This is a genomic window from Phycisphaeraceae bacterium (assembly GCA_019636675.1).
Lineage (GTDB): Bacteria > Planctomycetota > Phycisphaerae > Phycisphaerales > UBA1924 > JAHBXC01.
The window spans coordinates 253687-274793 of record JAHBXC010000002.1 but is presented as its reverse complement, the minus strand read 5'-3'; the positions used below and the strand labels follow the sequence as shown (position 1 = coordinate 274793).

The window sequence follows — 21107 nt, the reverse complement described above, 5'->3', positions numbered from 1 at the left end:
GCCACGAACCTCTCTCCCCCCCTCTCGCCGCGCCCCGCTCGGACGCGACGAGAGCCCGCGCAGCGGACGCCAAAGCGTCCTCTGCGCTTTTCTTTCGTCGCGAGGAGGTCGATACCGACGGTTGTGCCGCCCACGCAGGCCGCCTACCTTGTCTCAGAGACCCAGCCGCGTTCCTTCGATGTGTGTGAAGACGCGGCGACGCAGCGAAGCGCGAGGGAGCGAGTATGAGCCCTGCAGTCCTCGACACCGCCAAGTCCGCCTCCGTCGCCCGCGTCGTCAAGGCGCCCCACGGCGTGCATCGCACCTGCAAAACATGGCAAGCCGAAGCGGCGCTCCGCATGCTCATGAACAACCTCGACCCAGAGGTCGCCGAAGACCCCGCCAACCTCGTCGTCTACGGCGGGCGCGGCCAGGCGGCGCGCTCGTGGGAAGCGTTCGACGCCATCGTCGAAACACTCCGGCGCCTTGAGCCCGACGAAACGCTCCTCGTCCAGAGCGGAAAGCCCGTCGGCGTCGTCAAGACGCACGAAGACGCCCCGCGCGTCCTCATCGCCAACTCCAACCTCGTCCCCCACTGGGCCACCCAGCAGCACTTCGATGAACTCGCCCGCAAGGGCCTCATCATGTACGGCCAGATGACCGCCGGATCCTGGATCTACATCGGCACGCAGGGCATCCTCCAGGGAACCTACGAGACCTACGCCGAGTGCGCGCGGCGCGAGTTCGAAGGAACGCTGAAGGGCACGCTCAATGTCACCGCCGGCTGCGGCGGCATGGGCGGCGCACAGCCCCTCGCCATCACGCTCAACGGGGGCGTCTGCCTCATCGCCGACATCGACCGCTCCAAACTCGCGCGCCGCACCCACGACGGCTACCTCGACGAGATCCTCGACGATGTCGATTCCGCGATCGACGCCGCCATCGACTACTGCGAGCGCCACATGGGCGTCTCCATCGGTGTCCCGGTCAACGCCGTCGAACTCCTCGACCGCATGATCGAGCGCGACATCACCCCCGACACACTCACCGACCAGACCAGCGCGCACGACCCGATGAGTTATGTCCCCGCCGGGCTGACCATCCACGAGGCCGAGGAACTCCGCACCGCCTACCCCGCCGACTACGAACGACTCAGTCTCCAGACCATGCGCCAGCATGTCGAACTTATGGTCGAGCTGCAACGCCGCGGCGCCGTCACCTTCGACTACGGCAACAACATCCGCCAGCGCGCCTACGACGAGGGATTCAGCGACGCGTTCGCCTTCCCCGGGTTCGTCCCGGCGTACATCCGCCCCCAGTTCTGCGAGGGGCGAGGGCCCTTCCGCTGGGCCGCCCTCTCGGGCAACCCCCAGGACATCTTCGTCACCGACCACGCGCTGCTGAAACTCTTCCCCGAGCACGAGGGGCTCCGGCGCTGGATTCTCGGCTGCCACAGCAACCCCGACGCGCTGATCGCAGGCGACTTCGACAACTGCGCGCCCAAGTTCGGCTTCCAGGGACTCCCGGCGCGCATCTGCTGGCTGGGCTACGGCGAGCGCCACAAGGCGGGCCTGCTCTTCAACACCCTCGTCGCCGAGGGCAAGGTCGGCGCACCCATCGTCATCGGACGCGACCACCTCGACTGCGGCAGCGTCGCCTCGCCCAACCGCGAGACCGAGGCCATGAAGGACGGCACCGACGCCGTCTCCGACTGGGCCCTCCTCAACGCGATGGTCAATGTCGCCAGCGGCGCGTCCTGGGTCTCCTTCCACCACGGCGGCGGCGTGGGCATCGGCTTCTCCCAGCACGCCGGCCAGGTCGTCGTCGCCGACGGCACCCCCGAAGCCGGCCGACGCATCGCGCGCGTCCTCACCAACGACCCCGCCATGGGCGTCTTCCGCCACGCCGACGCCGGCTACGACGAGGCGTGGAAGGCCGCGAACGAGCGGGATGTGGATATCCCGATGCGCCCGAAGGGGCGGTGAGGCCCCGTCCAACTTCCGAAGGTCGCAACCCGCTGACAGCGGGTTTTTTCGTGTTGACACCCATCCCAACATGTGATATATCTATCACGCATTGAGACCCGACCCACTCGAACCCGTCTTCAAGGCCCTCGCCAGCCCATGGCGCAGGACCATCCTCGACCTGCTGCGCGACGGGCCCCTCTCGACGGGCGATCTCGACGCGGCACTGCCCGAACTCTCGCGCTTTGGGGTCATGCAGCACCTTTCGGTGCTCGAGGAGGCCAACCTGATCGTGGCGCGCAAGGAGGGGCGGACGAGGATGAACCACCTCAACGCCGTGCCCCTGCGCCGGGTCTACGAGCGCTGGGTCTCGCGATTCGAGGGGCACTGGGCCGGGGCGCTGATCTCTTTGAAAGACTCGCTGGAGGCGCAGGACACCCCGGGCGACGAGCGTCGCCCGCCCGCGCGTCCAAAGACGGATACCACCGACGAGGCCGCGCCCCCGGTCAAGGGCGGGCGTCGTCGGATAGACCGTGGGGCCGGGGGGAACGGGGGCGGCGCCTCGCGCGCACGCCCCGGGAGGTCGCGCGATGGATGACTTGACGAAGGTGCTCTCAATCGACATCAACGCCCCGATCGAGAAGGTCTGGCACGAACTCACCAAGCAGGGCGAGATCTCGCGCCCCATGTACAACACCGCCCTGCATGTGCAGGGCGGCACGCTCACTCCCGGCGCGCGCCTGCGCTACAGCAACGCCAGCGGGAAGAACACCTTCATCGTGGGCGAGATCCTCGAGGTCGACCCGCCGCGACGACTCGTGCACACCTTCGTCATGACCTTCGGCAACGACAAGCCGGCGACCGTGACCTGGGAACTCGAGCCCCGCGGCGGCGCCACGCGCGTCACCCTCACCCATGTCTTCGCCGAGCCGAGCAAGGACAACCACAAGGTCGCCAAGGGCTGGACGCAGATCCTCGATCTGCTCAAGCACGAACTCGAAACCGGCAATGTCCCGGTCAAGACGCGCATGCAGTACGCCATGATGGGCGCGATGACCTTCATGCTCCCGAAGAAGACCCGCACCGAGCAGGCCGAACTGCTCGATGTCCGCGCCCGCTGAAAGGAACACCCATGACACGCATCCTCACGCTCGCGTGCGCGCTGCTCGTCGCGGCGGTCGCCCCCCCGACGCTCGCGCAGGCGCCGCTCCTCCCCTCTCACGAGTTCCGCCTCGACGCGCCGGCCCTCGAAACCGTCCGCGACATCGACGCGCCGCCCTCCGAGGTCTGGCGCGTCTGGACCACAGCCGAGGGTTTCCAAGAGGTCATCGGCGCGCACCTCGAGTGCGAACTCAGGCCCGGGGGCAAGTACGAGATCCACTGGGCGCCGACCGCCCCGGCTGGCAGCCGCGGCAGCGAGGGCTGCGTCGTGCTCTCCTTCGTGCCCGAGCGCACGCTGTCATTCACCTGGAACGCGCCGCCCAACTTCGCGTCGCTGCGCGACGATCGCACCTGGGTGACGGTCGATCTGCGCCCGCTGCCCCACGGGCGAACACGCATGACCATCACGCACCTGGGCTTCGGCGAGGGCGAGGACTGGAACACGCTGCGCGGGTACTTCGTCGCGGCGTGGAACTCCGTCGGTGCGAAGATCCAGCAGAGCTTCGCGAAGCCGGCCGACCCCTCGCACGATCCGAAGAACGGCTGGGTGTACATGCTTCGGCTTTCGCGCCCCGAGTTGATGACCGCCACCACGCAGGCCGAGAAGGACGCCTTCGCCGGCCACAGCAGGTACCTGTCGGACCTCACGAAGTCGGGCGCCGTGATCGTCGCGGGGCCCTGCACGGGCGAGTTGCAGATCGGGCTGGTGATCTTCGAGGCGAAGGACGAAGCGTCGGCCCGGGCGATCATGGAGGGCGATCCCGGGGTCGTCGGGGGTGTTTTCACCGCCGAGCTGCACCCGATGCGACTCTCGCTCGTCCGCGACCGCGACGCGCGATGAGCGTGAGCGCGATCGGCGTGCTAGAACATCGCCCATGGAGCGAATCGTCCCCTTCACCACGCCCCCGGCCTGGCCCGCGATCCGGCCCGGCCGGTTCGCGTCGCACATACGGACTGACACCCCTGAGGGCTGCCGCGTCGCGCTGCTCGGCCTGCCCGACGACCTTGGCGTGCGTCTGAACCACGGACGCCCCGGCGCGAAGGAGGGCCCGACGGCGCTGCGCAGGGTCCTCGCGTCCTTCGGCGCCGACCACGACTACCAGCGCGCCGCCGCGATGGACATCGCGGTCTACGACGCCGGCGACATCGAGCCGGTGCGCGCCGATTCGGAAGCGGCGCTGCACGAAACGCACGACCGCGTGACACGCGCCGTGCGCGAACTGCACGAGATGGGCCTGGTCACGATCTGCGTCGGGGGCGGGCACGACCTGACCTTCCCCTCGGTCCGCGCGCTCTCGCAGCACTACCGCTCCCCGGTCGGGGGCGTCAACATCGACCCGCACCTCGATGTGCGCGAGACGGTCGGATCGGGCATGCCCTACCGGGCCGCGATCGAGGGCGGGTTTCTTGATCCGCAGCGCTTCGTCGAGTTCGGCGTGGGTCGCTTCAGCAACAGCGCCGAGCACATCGAGTACCTGCGCGCGCGCAGCGCGGCGCTCATCGGCGTCGAGAAAGCGCGCGACTTCAAGGCCGCGATCCCCGTCGCGTTCGACCGCGCCTTCCCGGCAGGCAAGGCCGACCCCGGCTTCGTCTCGCTCGACCTCGATGTCATCGACGGCGCGTCCGCCCCGGGCGTGAGCGCCGTCAACCCCGACGGGCTCTCCGTCGATCGCGTCCTCAAGGTGCTCGAGCGCGCCGGCGAGCACCCGGCGGTGAAGCACTTCGACATCATGGAACTCAGCCCGCCCAACGACATCGCCGACCGCACGGCGCGCGTCGCGGCCCTGTGCCTGCTCACCTTCCTCGCCGGCTTCGCGGAGCGCCCCTCGTGAGCGGCGCGACGGTGTTCCTCAACGCGCGCGTGGTTACTCCACCGGGGCCCGGGCCTCACCGGGGCGCCGCCGCGAACGATCTGCATGTGCTCGACCGCGCCGATGTGCTCGTGCGCAACGGGCGCATCGAAGCGATCGAACCCGCCGGCTCGCTCAGCGCCAAGGGCGTCGACCATGCCCTCGACGCGAAGGGGCGCGTGCTCATGCCCTCGTTCGTCGACGCGCACACCCACGCGTGCTGGGCTGGCGATCGCATCGACGAGTGGACGAAGAAACTCGCCGGCGCGACCTATCTCGAACTGCTGAAGGCCGGCGGCGGGATCATGTCCACCGTCCGCTCCGTGCGCGGTGCGAGCGAGAAGGACCTGGCCTCCTCGCTGCTCGACCGCCTCACGCGCATGCTGCTCGCCGGCACGACCACCGTCGAGGTGAAGTCGGGCTACGGCCTCTCAACCAACGACGAACTCAAGATGCTGCGCGCGATCCGCGCCGCCGCGAAGGGCTTCCCGGGCGCCGTCGTCCCGACCGCGCTCATCGCGCACGCGATCGACGCCGACCACCCCTCGCGCGACGCGTTCATCGAAACGACGATCGGCGAAACCCTCGACGCGGTCCACGCGGAGTTCCCGGGCGTCGCCCTCGACGCGTACTGCGAATCCGGCGCGTGGTCGCTCGACGAGTGCGCGCGCCTCTTCGATCGCGCCATCTCGCTCGGCCACCCCTTCCGCGTCCACGCCGACCAGTTCAACGCGCTGGGCATGACTCGCTGGGCGGTCGAGCGCGGCGCCCGCAGCGTCGACCACCTCGAGGCGTCCACGCCCGAGGAACTCGCGCTGCTCGCGAGGTCGAAAACCTTCGGCGTGATGCTCCCCTGCGCCGCCTTCCACACCGACGGGCGCTACGCGGACGGGCGTGCCTTTCTCGACGCGGGCGGCGCGCTGGTCATCGCCACCAACTGCAACCCCGGCTCGGCGCCCACGCACTCGATGCCGATGGCGATCGCGCTCGCGGCGCGGTTCAACGGGCTCACCCCGAACGAAGCGATCACGGCCTGCACCGCGAACGCCGCCGCCCTCCTCGGATTCGACGACCGGGGCCGCCTGACCCCGGGCGCGCGCGCCGACCTGATCCTGCTCCGCCACACCGACGAGCGGGCCCTCGCCTACGAGTTCGGGGACAACCCGGTGGATGTCGTCTGCGTTCACGGCGCTATCATCGCCCGCTCATGACGCCCAAGGTCACCACGCAGGAAGCCGAACTCGCCAGAGAAGCGGCGTACAAGGTCGTCGAGGTTCACCAGCGCCTCGTCGATTTTCTCGCGCTCGGGCAGACCCTTCTCGAGATCGATCTTTTCGTCGCGCAGACGCTGACCGGTCTCAAGTGCGTGTCCGCGTTCCGGGGGTACAAGATCCCGCGCCTCCCGGCGTTCCCCAGCCACGCGTGCCTCTCGCTCAACTCCTGCATCGTGCACGGGACCGCGACCTACACCGGCGCGAAGCTCAAGCCGGGCGATGTCCTCAAGATCGACATCGGCGTCGTGCACAAGGGATTCATCGGCGACGCCGCCTGGACCTATGTCTTCGGGGGCGCGTCCGACGAGGTCGCCCGGCTCTGCGAGAGCGGCAAGCGCTCTCTGCGCGAGGGCGTCCAGACCCTCAAGCCCGGCAACACCTACCTCGAATGGGCGCGCGCCGTGCAGGACCGCGTCGAGTTCCAGGACCGCTTCCACCTCGTGCGCGGGCTCGGGGGCCACGGGTACGGGCGCAAACTCCATATGCGCCCCTACATCAGCAACACCACCCCCACCTACCCCGGCGAATGGCCCGACGCCTTCACCCGCTGCGAGCCGGGCACGCTCGTCGCCGTCGAGCCCATGATCGCCATCGGCACCCCGGAAACCATCCAGGCGAGCGGGCAGTGGCCCGTCTTCACCGCCGATGGCTCGCAGTGCGTGCATTACGAGCACGACGTCCTGATCACCGAGGAGGGCCCGGAGGTCATGACCGCAGGGCTCGAAGATTTACCGGACGTGGTGACCCGCGGGAAGTGATTTTCGCTGGCGGATCACCGGCGCCGAGGTAGACTGCGTCGAGGCCTCTCACCACTTCGAGGGCGATCGATGCGATCACTGTCCGTGTGCGCGATCAGTCTGTGTCTCGGCTCCGCCGCCGCTGCAGGCGGGGCGTTCTACGCGCTCGGCGCCAGCGCGCCGGGGATCGAATCCCTCGCGTGGAAGGTCAGCGCCGACGGCACGACGGTCGTCGGCAACGACGCCGCCGGGCCCTTCGTGTGGACGCTCGCCACCGGGCTGCAGCCCTTCACGCTCCCCCACCCCGGGGCGATCAACGTCGGCATGCGCGGCGTGAGCGCCGACGGCGCGATCCTCATGGGCGTCGCGCGCATCGAGGGCGTCAACCGCGGGTGGCGACTCGGGCCGGGCGGGGTGCTCGACATCATCTCACGCCCCGACGGGCTGAGTCTGAGCGCCATGGGCATGAGCGACGACGGGTCGACCGTCGTGGGCAGGACCTCACTCGGCAACGACTCCCGCGCGTTCCGATGGACACCCGACGACGGCTTCACGCTGCTCGACGACGCGTTCGGCATAGAGGCCTACGCCGCCAGCGCCGACGGCGCGTCGATCGTCGGGGGCCCGTTCCCTCCGTTCCTGTGGCGCGACGGGTCGGGAGTTGAACCGCTCCAGTCACCGGCGGACGCCGGCCCGATCGTCTACGCCTACGCCATCAGCGCCGACGGCGCGACCGCCGCCGGCGAAGCCACCGACGGGAACACCGCCAGCGCGATCGTGTGGGAGAGCGGCGTCTCTTCGGTTCTCACGCCTCTCCCCGGCGCAACCTACACCGCGGTCTACGCCGCGAGCGGGAACGGCGCCACGCTCGCCGGGCGCAGCAGTCTCACGGGCTTCAACGGCTTTCGCGCCGCGATCTGGGACGAAACTCGGCGCGTGATCGACCCCAACGCGTACTTCGATTCGATCGGTCTCGATCGGGGCGGCCTCCACCTCACCTTCATCCGCGGCGTGAGCCACGACGGGCGCACCCTCACCGGCTGGGGCGAACGCGTCACCGACGAAGGCGCCACGCGTCGCGAGGCGTGGGTCGCGGTCCTCGACCGGCCCGCCTCGTGCGCCGCCGACCTCAACCGCGACGGCGTGATCGGCTTCGCCGACCTCAACGCGATCCTCTCGACTTTCGGCTGCGTCGGGGACGACTGCGCGGGCGACATCGACGCCGACGGCACGGTGGACTTCGGCGACCTCAACGAGCTGCTGAGCAGCTTCGGGGTGCGCTGTTACGACCCGCCTTCGCCGGATTGACCGCGCGGTACGATGGCCCGAGAGGACCACGCCATGCCCACCCGCCTCCTCTCGCTCGCGTTCGTGCTGACTCTTCTCGCGACGCTCTCGCCGCGAGCCGTCGCGCAGCATTCGCTCGAGCATTTCACCCTCGACAACGGCCTGCGTGTGACGCTCTGGCCGACGACCGGGGGCTCGGTCGCGTGCGTGCTCGTGCTGCACGACATCGGCGAGCGCCACGACCCGCCTGGCAGGTCCGGCCTTGCCCACCTCCTCGAGCACGTGCTCGTCACCGCCGCGACATCGGAACGAGGCGCCACGACCGCTGAGGCGCTCGCCGCCCGCTACAACAATCAGTTCAACGCGCAGACCGGCGAGGACTCCACGCTGATCGCCGGCGTCGTGAACGCCGCCGAACTCGACGAGGAGCTGCGCCGGGCCGCGTCGAGGATGCGATCGCTGCGTGTGACGCGGGAAGATCTGGAACGCGAGCTGCCCCGTGTCGAAGCCGAACTGGGCAACATGTGGGGCGGGATCCCTTTCCTCGGCCTGATGAACCGCGTGAAGCACGCGGCCCTTCCCTTGCAGGTCGGCGCGCGAAAGGGCGGCGTGATCGAACAGCTCCGCGATGTCACTCCAGAAGAACTCCAGCAAAGACACGACGCGCTCTATCTGGCCGCGAACACCCGCCTCGTCGTCGTCGGCGCGTTGGACGGGCAGGCGGTGCGCGCCAGGATCAAGGAGCTCTTCGCGGACATCCCCTCTGGACTCGCGCCGGGGCCGCCCGCGGCGCGAGCCGAACCGATCCGTGAGGTCGTACGCATGTCGGGGCAGCGCGACTCGCTCGCTCCAAGCGTCTGCTTCGCGTTCCCGATGCCCTCCCCGACCGACGATCACTACCCGGCGGCGCTCGTCATCGCGGCGCGACTGCTCGAGCGATTCCGGCACGAGATGCGCGACGGGCGCTGGACGCCCCCTCCGGCGCAGTGGGCGCCCCTCGACCAGCCGGAGGTGATGTTCCTCCTCGTTCCCATGGGCACGGGAGAAGAGCCGAACCCGTCGATTGCGCGACTGGATTCCATCGTTCGCACGATCGCGACGCGCCCCATGTCCAGAGCCGACGCGACGCGCGCGATGAACAACTTCGGTCTGATGCTGCGCGCCACGCCGATCAGCCAGGCGATGGCCGCAGGCAACCCATACTTCGCCGCGATCACGATCGGTCGCGCCGAGCAGCTGGGGACTCCGGGCCCGGCGCTCGCGCAGCGCGTCTCGCTGGTCGACGACGACGCCCTCGCGGCGTGCTACGAGGCGGTCTTCGCCCCGGGCGTCCGCGGGGCCGGGGTCTGGACCGTCGCGCCGCCCCCCTGATCTCGTCGGTTCCGGAGCACGACTGTCCGTCGCATGAACCGAGGGCGAGGAAGTCTGTACACTGCGGGACTCAACCTTTCCCCCCGGCCCCCACCCCCGGCCCCCGGCCCGCGGGCCCCAAGGCCGCGGATTGCCCTTGAACCTCTCGGAAGGACCTCAACGGATGATGCGTTGCTCCGTGATCGGCGTGCTCGCTGTCGGCCTGCTCTCTGGCTGCTCGACGGCGCAGACTCCCCCCGCTTCGAGCGCACCGACCAGCGCGGCCCAGCTCGTCGCCCTCGCGCTCGCGACCGACGCGCTCCAGGAATCCACGAGCGTCGCGTTCCCCCAATACCCCTCGCTGAGCCCCGACGCGTCGACGATCGTCTACGCGTGGGCCGGCGACCTGTGGGCCGTCCCCGTCGCGGGCGGGAAGTCGACGCGCCTCACGACGCACCCGGCGATCGAAGGGCGCAGCGCGTTCAGCCCCGACGGCTCGCTGCTCGCGTTCGAGTCCAACCGCGACGGCGCGCAGAACATCTATGTCATGCCCCTGTCTCGCGCCGACGAGGGCGTCCTCGCCGGCGAGCCCCGGCGCGTCACCGTCTCCGACAGCGCGCAGTCCCTGGGCGGGTTCAGCGCCGACGGCACGCGGATCCTCTTCACCTCGCGTGAGGAGCCCTCGATCTATCGCCAGCAGCGCATGTACGCCGTCCCCGTCAATGGCGGGCCCGTCGAGCGCCTCACCGACGCGTTCGGATCGCACGTGAACATGTCGCCCGACGGCTCGGTGATCTTCTTCCAGCGCGGCTACAACGCCTGGGACCGCCCGAAGTACCGCGGGCCCGGCGCGACGCAGCTCTGGTCGTTCGACCCGTCGGACAACCGCTTCACGCGCGTCACGAACACCGTGTCCAACGACGGTTTCGGATTCGCGCTGCCCGACGGGCGCGTGCTGTTCATCTCCTCGCGCGACGGGCAGAACAACCTGTGGGCCAAGCCCCTGGGCAACACCGACGAATCTCGCGCGCGCCAGCTCACCAGCTTCAAGCCCGACGGAGTCGCCTCCATCGGCGCCGGCGTCCGCGATCTGGATGTCTCGCGCAACGGGCGCACCGCGGTCTTCGCGGTCTGGGACACGATGTACACGCTCGACCTGACGCGCCCGAACGCGCGCCCGGTCGCGGTCCCGCTCGCCGCGTCCGCCGACACCGACTCGGCGCTGCGTCAGCGCATCACGATGAGCGACAAAGCCAGCGAGGCCGCGCTCAGCCCCGATGGCAAGACCGTCGCCGTCGTCGCGCGGGGCGAGGTCTTCGTGCGCAGCGTCGACGAGGGCATGCCGGCACGGCGCGTGACACGCACCGCGGCGCGCGAGCGCGACCTCGCTTGGTCACCCGACGGGCAGTACCTCTACTTCAGCTCCGACGAGAGCGGGCGCTACGCGATCCATCGCGCCGAGGTCTCGCTGGCGCGCGCCGATCTCGAGCCCGCCAAGCCCGCCCCCGAGCCCAAGGCCGACGACGCCGACAAGCCCACGGACGACAACGCGGGCGAGCAGCCCAAGGCCGAGGGCGACGAGAAGAAGGACGACGCGAAGAAGCCCGCCGCGAAAGACAAGAAGCCCGACCACGGCGAGCGCTGGGCCGCGTCCCTCCGGTTCCACGTCGAGGAGGTCGTCAACACCGGCTCGGGCGACCGCAGGCCGATCCCCTCGCCCTGCGGCACGAAGCTGCTCTTCACCCGCAACTACGGCGACCTCGTGGTGCGCGACCTCGCCACCGGGGACGACCGCGTCGTGCTCGAGCACTGGGACGAAGCGGACGTCGCCTGGGCCTACGACTCGCGCCACCTCGTGCTGGCGATCAACGACTTCGATTTCAACAGCGACGTGCACCTGCTCGACACCGAGAACCCTGACCGCGGGTTCTTCAACCTGACCCGTCACCCGGACCGGGACGCCTCGCCGCGACTCTCGGCGGACGGTCGCGTGCTCTACTTCCTCTCCGACCGCGACGCGACGCAGAACGGGCAGAACGACATCTACCGGCTGTACCTCGACCGGTCGCTCGACCAGAAGCGCCCGTACGAGCTGAAGAAGTATTTCGACGACGCGGCCGCCGCCGCGAAGAAGCACGCGCCCCTCAGCGGCGCGTGGAAGAAGCCGGACGGCTTCGACCTCGCGCAGGCCGTCGAGACGGGCGAGCTCGACGACGCCTACCTGCGCATCAGGCGTCTCTACGGCGTGCCGACCGGGCAGGGCAACCTCGAGATGACCCCCGGCGCCGACCGCGCGATCTTCAGCGCGAACATCGACGGCTCCACCTCGCTCTTCTCCGTCGACTTCCGCGGTTCGGACCGCAAGCAGATCACCGGCGGCGGGACCGGCGGCGTGAGCGTGTCGCTGAAGGGCGACAAGGTCGTGTTCCTCTCGTCCGGGCGCGCGAACATGTCGTCGCCGACCGGGGGAAAGACCGACCGGCTCGACATCGACGCCGACATCGAGATCGCCGTCCGCGATCAGCAGCGACAGAAGTTCGCCGAAGCGGCTCGCACCCTCGGCGATCGCTTCTATCACCCCACGCTGAAGGGGCTCGACTGGCCCGCGCTGACGGAGCGTTACGGCTCGCTCGCCGAGCGGACGCGCACCAACGAGGAGTTCAACCGCGTCGTCCAGTTCCTCTTCGGCGAACTCGACGGCTCGCACACAGGCATCCGAGGGGGCGATTCGTTCTCGTCCCCGTCCCCGCGCGTCGGGCATCTCGGCGCGACGGTCGAGCCGGCGTCGGGCGGGTACCGCGTCGTCTCGGTGATGCCCAAGTCGCCGGCGGCGCACCCGCTGTCGCGCCTCTACGAGGGCGACATCATCACCGGCGTCGACGGGCGCGCGCTCGCGCCTTCCGAGAACGAGCGCCCGAACATCTCGATGGCCGAGGCGCTCGCCGGCGCCGCGGGCAGGGAGACGCTGCTGGACGTCCGTCGCGCCGAGGCGAACGCCGACAAGCCCTCGTATGTGCTGATCACGCCCATCAGCGGCGGGCAGCTGACCGGGCTCGGCTACGAGAACGAGGTGCGCCAGCGCGAGGCCGCGGTGCACGCCCTTTCGAACGGGCGTCTGGGATACCTGCACATCCGGGGGATGGACCTCGCGAGCGTGCGTGACTTCGAGCGAGACCTCTTCGCCGCCGCGAGCGGTCGCGACGGGCTCGTGATCGATGTGCGCGACAACGGGGGCGGCTCGACCGCCGACATCCTGCTGTCCTCGCTCACGGCCCCGGCGCACGCCTACACCGTGCCTCGCGGCGCCGACCGCGAGAAGGCGTCGTTCGACACCTACCCGCGCGACCGCCGGCTCATCCACGGCTACGCGCGCCCCATCATCGTGCTCATCAACGAGAACTCCTTCTCCAACGCCGAGATCTTCGCGCACGCGATCAAGACGATCGGGCGGGGCAAGCTCGTCGGCACGCAGACCTTCGGCGGCGTGATCTCCACCGGCGGAACCTCGCTCATCGACGGGACCTTCGTTCGCGTGCCCTTCCGCGGGTGGTACCTGCCCGACGGGACCGACATGGAGAACAACGGCGCGATGCCCGACATCGACGTGGCCCTCTCCCCTGCCGACGAGGCCGCCGGGCGAGACCCACAGATGGAGGCCGCGGTGCGTGCGCTGCTCGCGGAGATCGATCAGCGCTGACCCGCCGCCGCCACCGACGCGAAAGGACAGGACCATGACAGCTCCACATCGCTCGCGCCGCCACCGGTCGGCGCTCGTCGCCGGCTCGCTGGCGGCGGTCGTTTCGCTCGCCGGGTGCGCGTGCTGCGCGAACCCGCCCGCGTCGACTGCGCACCGTGCGCCGCTGCACGACGCGCAGGAGGAGTTCTGGGACGCGCTCGCCTCGCTGTGCGGGCAGTCGTTCGAGGGGCGCGTCGTCGAGGACTCGACCAGCAGCCCCGACTTCGCCGGCAAACGCCTCGTGATGCAGGTCCGGCACTGCGAGGGCGATCGCATCCAGGTCCCCTTCCATGTCGGAGAAGACCGGTCACGCACGTGGATCTTCACGCGCACCATCAACGGCATACGCCTCAAGCATGACCACAGACACGAGGACGGCGCCGAAGACGAGCTGACGCAGTACGGCGGGGACACGCGCGGGCCGGGCAGCCCGACCACGCAGCGATTCCACGCCGACTACGAGACCTCGCGCATGCTCCCCGCGGCGACCACGAATGTCTGGACCGTCGAGATCATCCCCGGCAGGACCTACACCTACGGGCTCGAGCGCCAGGGCGCCGACCGGCGATTCCGCGTGGAGTTCGACCTGACTCGACCGGTCCCGGCGCCTCCCGCGGCGTGGGGCCAGCGCTGAACCATCGCGACGACAGCGGATCAAAAAGAAGAACGCGGGCCAGCGCAGGCCCGCGTTCTTGATTCACAGCCGACGCGTGAGCGCCGACCATGCTCGGATTGGGCAGAGAGCGCACACTCTCTCGGCCCGATCCGCCCGTTGTCTGGGTCTCAGACCTTGAACTTCTTGACGAGTGACTGGAGCTTCTCGGCCTCGGCGGAGAGCTGCGCGGCGGCGGCGGCGGCCTGGGCGGCGCCCTCGCGGCTCTGCAGCGCCACCGAGTTGATCTGCTCCACGCTCTGCGCGATCTCGATGGTCGCGCTGCTCTGCTGCTCCGCCGCCGTCACGATGCTGCTCAGCGCGTCGCCGGCCTGCTTGGCGTACTCCACGCCGGCGGCCACCTTCTCGGTGCCGCCCTCCATGCGCTGCACCGCGCCCGTGGTCTCCTGCTGGATCTCGCGGATCGACTGGCCCACCTGCTCGGTGGCCTTGGTCGTCCGCTCGGCCAGCTGACGCACCTCGTCGGCGACGACCGCGAACCCGCGCCCGTGCTCTCCGGCGCGTGCGGCTTCGATGGCGGCGTTGAGCGCGAGGAGGTTGGTCTGGTCGGCGATGTCGTTGATGACGGAGATGATCTGCCCGATCTCCTCGCTCTTCTGCCCGAGCGAGTTGACGGCGGCGGCGGAGGCGCGCACCTCGGAGGCGATCTCCTCGATGCGTGAGATGGTCTGCTCGACCACGCCCTTGCCCTCGGTGGACTTGTTGGCGACCTCCTGGGAGGTGGCGGACATCTCCTCGGTGGCGGCGGAGACCTGCGAGACCTGGTCGGCCTGCTCGGCGAGCCCGGCGGACATCTCCTCGTTGGAGGCGGCGATCTCGGTGGCGGCGGAGGCGACGCCCCCGGCGGAGGTGGAGACGTCGGCCATGATCTGCTTGAGGGACTCGTTCATGGAGTCGGTGGCGCGGGCCAGCTCCCCGATCTCGTCGGAGGACTTGAGCTTGAGCGCCTCACGCGTCAGGTCGCCCGCCGCGACGGACTGAAGCACGGAGAGGACGCGGCTGACGCCTCGCGTCACGACACGGATGAGAAGCACGCTGACGAAGGTCGCGGTAAGCAGCGCGAAGGCGCTGATGATCAGCACCTCGGCGCGGATCAGCTCGGCCTCGGACGCGAGGCGCGCCTTCAGCTCGTGCTCGCGCTCGTTGATCAGCTTGACAAGCTCGTAGCCGTTGGCGATCGCGGCGTCGCCAGGGCGGTCGATCTGCTCGGCAAGCACGCGTGCCCGGTTCTGGCTCGCGGCGGTCACGCGGTCGATGCCCGTCGCGAAGAAGTTCGCGCCCTGCTCGATCTCGGCCGCCCATCGCTGGCGCACCGGGTTGCGCATGGAGGCGCGCAGCTCGGCGGCGTCGCGTGCGCTGCGGCGGGCAAGCTCGGTCGCGAGCCGGGCGTGGTTCGCGTCGCGGGTGACGACATAGCGCTCGAGTTCGATGTGCGCCAGAAGGATGGTCTCGATCTTGTCGCCCGCGGCAAACGCGATCTGCGCGTCGCCGTCGGCGCGGGCGGTGTCGCGGATGGCTCTCAGCAGCGCGACGATGCGCTCCGCGGTGGGCGCGAGCTGGTACTCGAGGATCGCGTGCTCCTCGTCGAGGACGGCGACGAGCCGGGCGAACCCCTTGTCGTACTGGTTGACATGCTCTCGGACCTCCGAGAGGATCCGCGCGCTCGATGGGTCGGTCATGACCTTCGACAGACCCTCGACGCTGGCGACCGAACGGGCCATCGCGTCGGAGTAGCTGGCGAGCGCGCGGTCGGAAGGATCAAGCATGAAGTCGCGGACGCGGACCTGCGCACGGTAGAGATCGAGCATGATCTCTTCCGAGGCGGCGACGTCCTGGATCATCTCTTCAAACTCGCTCGTCGCGGCCTCTGCGGAGTGCTGCGACTTCAGCGACATCGTGCTGACTACGAGGATCATGCAGCCGAGCGAGCCGAAGGCGAGGGTGAGCTTGCTGCCCAGCGTGAACCCGCGCGCCACCGTTCCGTCCGGCTTACGGAGCCGCGCGAGTCGCCACGCGGCAAACGCGGTGACAAAGCCGGCGAAGGCGGTGAGGATCCAGAACGCCGTCACCAGCGTCGAGGGCGGGGTTTCGAAGTGGCTCAGCGACGAGGGCTCGGCGCGCCCGGCGTTGGCGCCGAACGCGGGGCGGGGCGTCGGCTTGAGCTCCGGAGCGACAAAGGTCCCGGTGTTTCCCAGCTCTGAGACGAGCTTGGCGGTCAGTCCGGAAGTGTCTCCCACGCTCCGTGTCGCGGTCTGCTCGGCAGGCGTGAAGGGGTCGGCGCCCGAGGCGAAGCTCGGAGCCGAGGCCAGAGCGAGGAGGACGAGAACGACCCCGAGCAGGCCGCGCGCACCGAAGGCGCAGGCCCGCGACAACGCGAGTATGCAACACACCATTGGAGAAAACTCCGGCCCCGAGGGCGTCATGTCTTGTCGTCGCGCCGTCGCGACTGTCACCATGCCGCACCGTGGCGGCGTCCACTGCCGGAGTCATCGACGCCAAAGATCGGCCGATTTAGTCAATCTTGGCGGAAAGCACTGGCTGAAATCGATCTGTTTATCCGCCAACACCGCCGCAATCGCTTGGCTCGGGGCACGGCTCGCTCCCTGTCCGGAATTGGTTAGGATTCCGCCATGTCCGACGACGCGACACGAGAACGACTGTTCGAGCTGCTTCGCCTGCACTGGGGCTTTGACTCGTTGCGCCCCATGCAGGAAGAGGCGATCCGCGCGAACCTGAAGGCGCGCGACAGTCTGGTCGTTCTCCCGACGGGCGCCGGGAAGAGCCTGTGCTACCAGCTGCCCGCGATGATGCGCGAAGGGCTCGATGTAATCGTCTCGCCGCTCATCTCGCTGATGAAGGACCAGGTCGACGGCCTGGTCTCGCGCGGGTGCCCGGCCGTCGCGCTGCACAGCGGGCTGACGCCCGAGGAGCAGGCCGAAGCGGAGCGCGCGATCGAGGCGCGAGAGGTTCGGATGGTCTTCGCCGCGCCCGAGCGCCTTCTGACCTCGCGGATGCGCGCGATCCTGCGCCGGGCGAAGCCGGCGTCGATCGTGGTGGACGAGGCGCACTGCATCAGCCACTGGGGGCACGATTTCCGCCCCGAGTACCGCCGGCTGACGGACCTGAAGCAAACCGTCCCCGACGCGGCGTGGCACGCGTTCACGGCGACGGCGACCGAGCGGGTGCGCACCGACATCGCGCGTCAGCTTGGGCTGCGAGACCCTGCGGTTCTCGTGGGCGACTGCGACCGGCCGAACCTCGTGTACCGGGTGCTGCCCAGAGTCTCCGGCAGGGAACAGCTCCTCGAGATCGTCAAGCGCCACGAGGGCAAGGCGGTCATCGTGTACTGCATCAGCCGCAAGGACACGGAAACGATGGCGGCGTGGCTGACCGATCAGGGCGTGCAGGCGAGCGCGTACCACGCCGGGCTGTCTTCGTCTGCGCGCCAGCGCGTCCAGGATCGCTTCATGCAGGAGCGTCTGCAGGTTGTCGTCGCGACGGTGGCGTTCGGGATGGGTATCGATCGCAGCGACGTTCGCTGCGTGATCCACATGGCGATGCCCAAGTCCGTCGAGCACTACCAGCAGGAAGCGGGTCGCGCCGGGCGCGACGGGCTCGAGGCCGAGTGCACGCTGCTGTATTCATCGGCGGATGTCTCGAACTGGCGCCGCCTGATGCAGCACGCGGCGCGCGAGAACGGCGACGCCTCGCCCCCCGAGCACCAGACCGAGCTGCTCGAGCACATGCGCCGTTTCTGCTCGACGATGACCTGTCGTCACCGGGCGCTGGCGGCGTATTTCGGTCAGGCGTTCGACAAGCCGAACTGCGGCGCGTGCGACATCTGCCTGGACGAGTGCGAGGCGGTCGCGGACAGCGTGGTGGTGGCCCAGAAGATCCTCTCGTGCGTGGCGCGCCTGCGCGTGGGCTTCGGCGCGGCGCACATCAGCGATGTCCTGCGCGGCGCGAACAAGGAGAAGATCCGACGCCTGCGCCACGACGCGCTGAGCGTCTACGGGTTGATGGCCGGCACGCCAGCGTCGGCGATCCAGTCGTACATCGACCAGCTGTGCGACCAGGGCGCGCTGGAGCGGACGACCGACGAGATGCCCGTGGTGCGTCTCACGGAGCGTTCGGGCGAGTTCCTGCGGGGCGAGCGCTCGGTGACGCTGCGCTCGCCGCGCGTCGCGCCGACGAGGGCGGAGTCGAGGGCGAGCGGGGCCGACTGGGAGGGCGTCGACCGGGACCTGTTCGATCGGCTGCGCTCGCTTCGCCGGGAGATCTCGCAGGAGCGCGCGATCCCGGCGTACCTGGTGTTCGACGACGCGACGCTTCGCGAGATGGCCCGACGACGCCCGGCGACGCGCGACGCGCTGCTCGAGGTCAAGGGCGTGGGCCAGCGCAAGCTCGAGGAGTTCGGCGAGGCGTTCCTCGCGTGCATCGGCGCCTGACAGCGCGGCGCTACGCTCTGGCATGCACCTGGACCCCTCATCGCTCGACGTCGCGGAACGGTACAAGCTCCTCGTAGGCGCCGTCGTGCCTCGCCCCATCGCGTTCGTCTCGACCATCTCGCCCGACGGGTCGTCGACGAACCTGGCGCCGTTCTCGTTCTTCACGGCGGTGGGCTCGAACCCCATGATGCTGATGTTCTGCCCGGCGAACAACGCGGACGGCAGCGAGAAGGACACGCTGCGCAACGCGAAGCCTCGCGAGGAGGGCGGGACCGGCGAGTTCGTGGTGAACGTGGTGAGCGAGGGGATCGCGGCGCAGATGGCGGCGTGCGCGCACGAGCTGCCCTACGCGGAGAGCGAGTTCGCGCTCGCTCGGCTCACGCCGGCGCCGAGCGTGGTCGTGAGGGCGCCCCGGGTCCTCGAAGCGCCCGTGAGCTTCGAGTGCGAGACGACCCAGGTGATCCGGACGAACCCAGGCCAGCGCGCCGGGGGCAACGTGGTGCTCGGGCGCGTGGTGCACGTGCACGCGCACGAGGGGCTGATCAACGACCGGATGCACGTCGACCCGGCGAAACTGGCGGCGGTCGGGCGCCTGGCCGGGTTGTCGTACTGCACGACGCGCGAGCGGTTCGACCTGCCGTGGGGCGCCCCGGCGATGGAACTCGCCGGGAAACCGCTGCCACTGGGGTGATCACGCCTTCGCGCTGATCGTCAGGGGCACCGCGCCGTAGGCCTCGGCCGAATAGTCGTAGTGGCCGATGCGCACACGCTCGTGCGCAGGGTCGAGCCCCCGGTCGGCCATCCATCGCCGCAGGCTCGAGGGCAGGTTGAATTCCTGGTCCTCGTCGGCGGTGGAGACCAGCCGGATATCGCCGCCAAACCACGAGAGCAGCGTGCGGCAGACGCCGGCGACGAGGTCCTCGGGCGCCGACGCGCCGGCGGTGAGCAGCACGGTCTCGACGCCCTCGAACCACTCCTTGCGCAGCTCGCTGGCGTCGTCGACGAGGCGGCCCGGCGTTCCGACGTTCTGCGCGATCTCGGTGAGGCGGACCGAGTTGCTGCTGTTGCGCGAGCCGACCACCAGGACGAGCTCGGCGCGCGGCGCGAAGGTGCGAACGGCGTGCTGGCGGTTGGTCGTCGCGTAGCAGATGTCGCTGGTCGGGGGTTCTTTGATGTTGGGGAACGCCCGCTTGAGCGCGTCGATGATGACCTGCGCGTCGTCGGTGCTGAGGGTGGTCTGGGTGAGGTAGACCAGCATGTCGGTGTCGTCGATTCGCAGATTCGGGATGTCGGAGGGCGACTCGACGACCTGGATCGCGTCGGGGGCTTCGCCCCGGGTGCCGATGACCTCCTGGTGGTCGGCGTGCCCGACGAGGAGGATCTGGTAGCCCTGCCGGGAGTATCGGATGGCCTCCGCGTGGACCTTGGTGACCAGGGGGCAGGTCGCGTCGATCGCGGTGAGGTTCCGTGCGCGGGCCTCCTCGCGGACCTGGGGCGAGATGCCGTGGGCCGAGAAGACGACGAGGGACCCGGGGGGGACATCCTCGAGACGCTCGACGAAGACGACCCCCCGATCGCGGAACCTCCCGACGACATGCTTGTTGTGGACGATCTCGTGGTAGACGTAGACCGGCTCATCCGCGCCGGCGTCGTTCAGAGCGTCGAGGATCTGCTCAACGACCTCGACGGCCATCTCGACGCCGGCGCAGAAACCACGGGGGCTGACCAGGAGGATGCGCATCGGGCTACTCTACGCCCGGACGTCGCGGAGGCGGGGGGTTGATTTACCGCCCGGGGCGCCCTTCTATTGGCGTCCCGTGAGGGGGTACCCCCCTTCTCGGATCGTCAATCTGGACCGGACCGACTCGGACCGCAGCCGCGGCCACCCGACGGTCGCTTCCACTCACCCCCGAAGCACCCTTCGCCCACCGGCGGAGGAGACGGAGTTCGAACGATGGCCAATTACACCGGCCCCAAGGTCAAGCTGTCCCGACGCGTGGGCGTCCCGATCGCCGACCTCCCCAAGCACACCTCGAAGCGCCAGCTCAACCCCCCGGGCATGCACGGCCTGCGCGGTCGTCGTCTTCGCGACTACGGCATCCGCAAGAACGAAAAGCAGAAGCTGCGCTACCACTACAACGTGCTCGAGCGTCAGTTCGAGCGCTACATGGAAGAGTCGGCGCGTCGCCAGGGCAACACCGGCGAGGTGCTGCTGCAGCTCCTCGAGCGTCGCCTTGACAACGTCATCCGGCGCGCCGGCTTCGCCCGCTCGATCTGGGCGGCCCGCCAGCTCGTGGCGCACGGGCACGTTCGCGTCAACGGGCGCAAGGTCGACCGGCCGTCCTTCCAGGTCTCCCTGAACGACAAGATCACGATCAAGGAGCGCACCCAGAAGCTCGTCCGCGAGCACATGGAGTCGCTGGTCGGGCACGTGACGCCCGGCTGGATCGACGTGAACCCCTCGGAGCTGACCTGCGCGGTGACGGCGATGCCGACCCCCGACCAGATCCCCTTCGACGTGAACACCAACCTGATCGTCGAGTTCTACCGCTAAACCGCGGCGGGCTCGCGAGCGCACGGCATCCACGGCGCCCCGGCTCTCGCGCCGGGGCGCTTTCATTCCCCGCCGCGCTCGGCGCGACCCTTCC

16 protein-coding genes are annotated in these 21107 nt (G+C 69.5%); 14 read left to right on the top strand and 2 right to left on the bottom strand.

Features of this window, described 5'->3' with window-relative positions:
• Positions 1–224 precede the first annotated feature (224 nt).
• The 11 genes from hutU to KF684_07755 all read left to right on the top strand — a co-directional run bounded on the left by hutU (position 225) and on the right by KF684_07755 (position 13972).
• Positions 225–1964: a urocanate hydratase gene (gene hutU, locus KF684_07805; GenBank protein ID MBX3352825.1), complete on the top strand. Its 1740-nt coding sequence runs from the start codon at positions 225–227 to the stop codon at positions 1962–1964.
• 91 nt (positions 1965–2055) lie between these two features.
• Positions 2056–2541 carry a helix-turn-helix transcriptional regulator gene (locus tag KF684_07800; protein ID MBX3352824.1) on the top strand — a complete coding sequence of 162 codons (486 nt, stop codon included), beginning with the start codon at positions 2056–2058 and terminating at the stop codon, positions 2539–2541.
• Positions 2534–3064 (top strand): SRPBCC domain-containing protein, encoded by a 531-nt coding sequence (locus KF684_07795; protein MBX3352823.1) that lies wholly within the window; start codon positions 2534–2536, stop codon positions 3062–3064. The genes KF684_07800 and KF684_07795 overlap by 8 nt, the downstream gene beginning before the upstream one ends.
• Before the next feature lie 11 nt (positions 3065–3075).
• Positions 3076–3945: an SRPBCC domain-containing protein gene (locus KF684_07790; protein MBX3352822.1), complete on the top strand. Its 870-nt coding sequence runs from the start codon at positions 3076–3078 to the stop codon at positions 3943–3945.
• 34 nt (positions 3946–3979) lie between these two features.
• Positions 3980–4936 (top strand): formimidoylglutamase, encoded by a 957-nt coding sequence (locus KF684_07785; protein MBX3352821.1) that lies wholly within the window; start codon positions 3980–3982, stop codon positions 4934–4936.
• Positions 4933–6165 carry an imidazolonepropionase gene (gene hutI / locus KF684_07780; protein ID MBX3352820.1) on the top strand — a complete coding sequence of 411 codons (1233 nt, stop codon included), beginning with the start codon at positions 4933–4935 and terminating at the stop codon, positions 6163–6165. Before KF684_07785 ends, hutI begins: the two co-directional genes overlap by 4 nt.
• The gene (gene map / locus KF684_07775) at positions 6162–6986 is read left to right on the top strand and encodes a type I methionyl aminopeptidase (GenBank protein MBX3352819.1); all 825 of its coding nucleotides are present in this window, start codon (positions 6162–6164) and stop codon (positions 6984–6986) included. The genes hutI and map overlap by 4 nt, the downstream gene beginning before the upstream one ends.
• 69 nt (positions 6987–7055) lie before the next feature.
• Entirely contained in the window at positions 7056–8273 is a 1218-nt protein-coding gene (locus tag KF684_07770) for a hypothetical protein (GenBank protein MBX3352818.1), read from the top strand.
• A 33-nt stretch (positions 8274–8306) separates the two neighbouring features.
• Positions 8307–9623 carry an insulinase family protein gene (locus KF684_07765; protein MBX3352817.1) on the top strand — a complete coding sequence of 439 codons (1317 nt, stop codon included), beginning with the start codon at positions 8307–8309 and terminating at the stop codon, positions 9621–9623.
• Positions 9624–9786: 163 nt separating this feature from the next.
• Complete coding sequence (locus KF684_07760; GenBank protein MBX3352816.1) at positions 9787–13299, top strand: PD40 domain-containing protein; 3513 nt, start codon at positions 9787–9789, stop codon at positions 13297–13299.
• 34 nt (positions 13300–13333) lie between these two features.
• Positions 13334–13972, top strand: coding sequence for a hypothetical protein (locus KF684_07755; GenBank protein ID MBX3352815.1), 639 nt, complete (start codon positions 13334–13336; stop codon positions 13970–13972).
• A 149-nt stretch (positions 13973–14121) separates the two neighbouring features.
• On the opposite strand, the gene KF684_07750 is transcribed toward KF684_07755, so the two are convergent.
• Positions 14122–16404, bottom strand: coding sequence for a HAMP domain-containing protein (locus KF684_07750; GenBank protein MBX3352814.1), 2283 nt, complete (start codon positions 16402–16404; stop codon positions 14122–14124).
• Between the two features lie 237 nt (positions 16405–16641).
• Between KF684_07750 and recQ the strand changes: the two genes are divergently transcribed.
• Both recQ and KF684_07740 read left to right on the top strand, forming a co-directional pair.
• Positions 16642–18459: a DNA helicase RecQ gene (recQ, locus tag KF684_07745; GenBank protein ID MBX3352813.1), complete on the top strand. Its 1818-nt coding sequence runs from the start codon at positions 16642–16644 to the stop codon at positions 18457–18459.
• Between the two features lie 22 nt (positions 18460–18481).
• Complete coding sequence (locus tag KF684_07740) at positions 18482–19150, top strand: flavin reductase family protein (GenBank protein ID MBX3352812.1); 669 nt, start codon at positions 18482–18484, stop codon at positions 19148–19150.
• Here KF684_07740 and ispH read toward each other — a convergent pair whose 3' ends face one another.
• Positions 19151–20200 carry a 4-hydroxy-3-methylbut-2-enyl diphosphate reductase gene (ispH, locus tag KF684_07735; protein MBX3352811.1) on the bottom strand — a complete coding sequence of 350 codons (1050 nt, stop codon included), beginning with the start codon at positions 20198–20200 and terminating at the stop codon, positions 19151–19153.
• A 213-nt stretch (positions 20201–20413) separates the two neighbouring features.
• Here ispH and rpsD point away from each other — a divergent pair, with 213 nt between their 5' ends.
• On the top strand, positions 20414–21013 hold the full coding sequence (gene rpsD / locus KF684_07730; protein ID MBX3352810.1) for a 30S ribosomal protein S4: 600 nt from the start codon (positions 20414–20416) through the stop codon (positions 21011–21013).
• Positions 21014–21107: the final 94 nt, after the last annotated feature.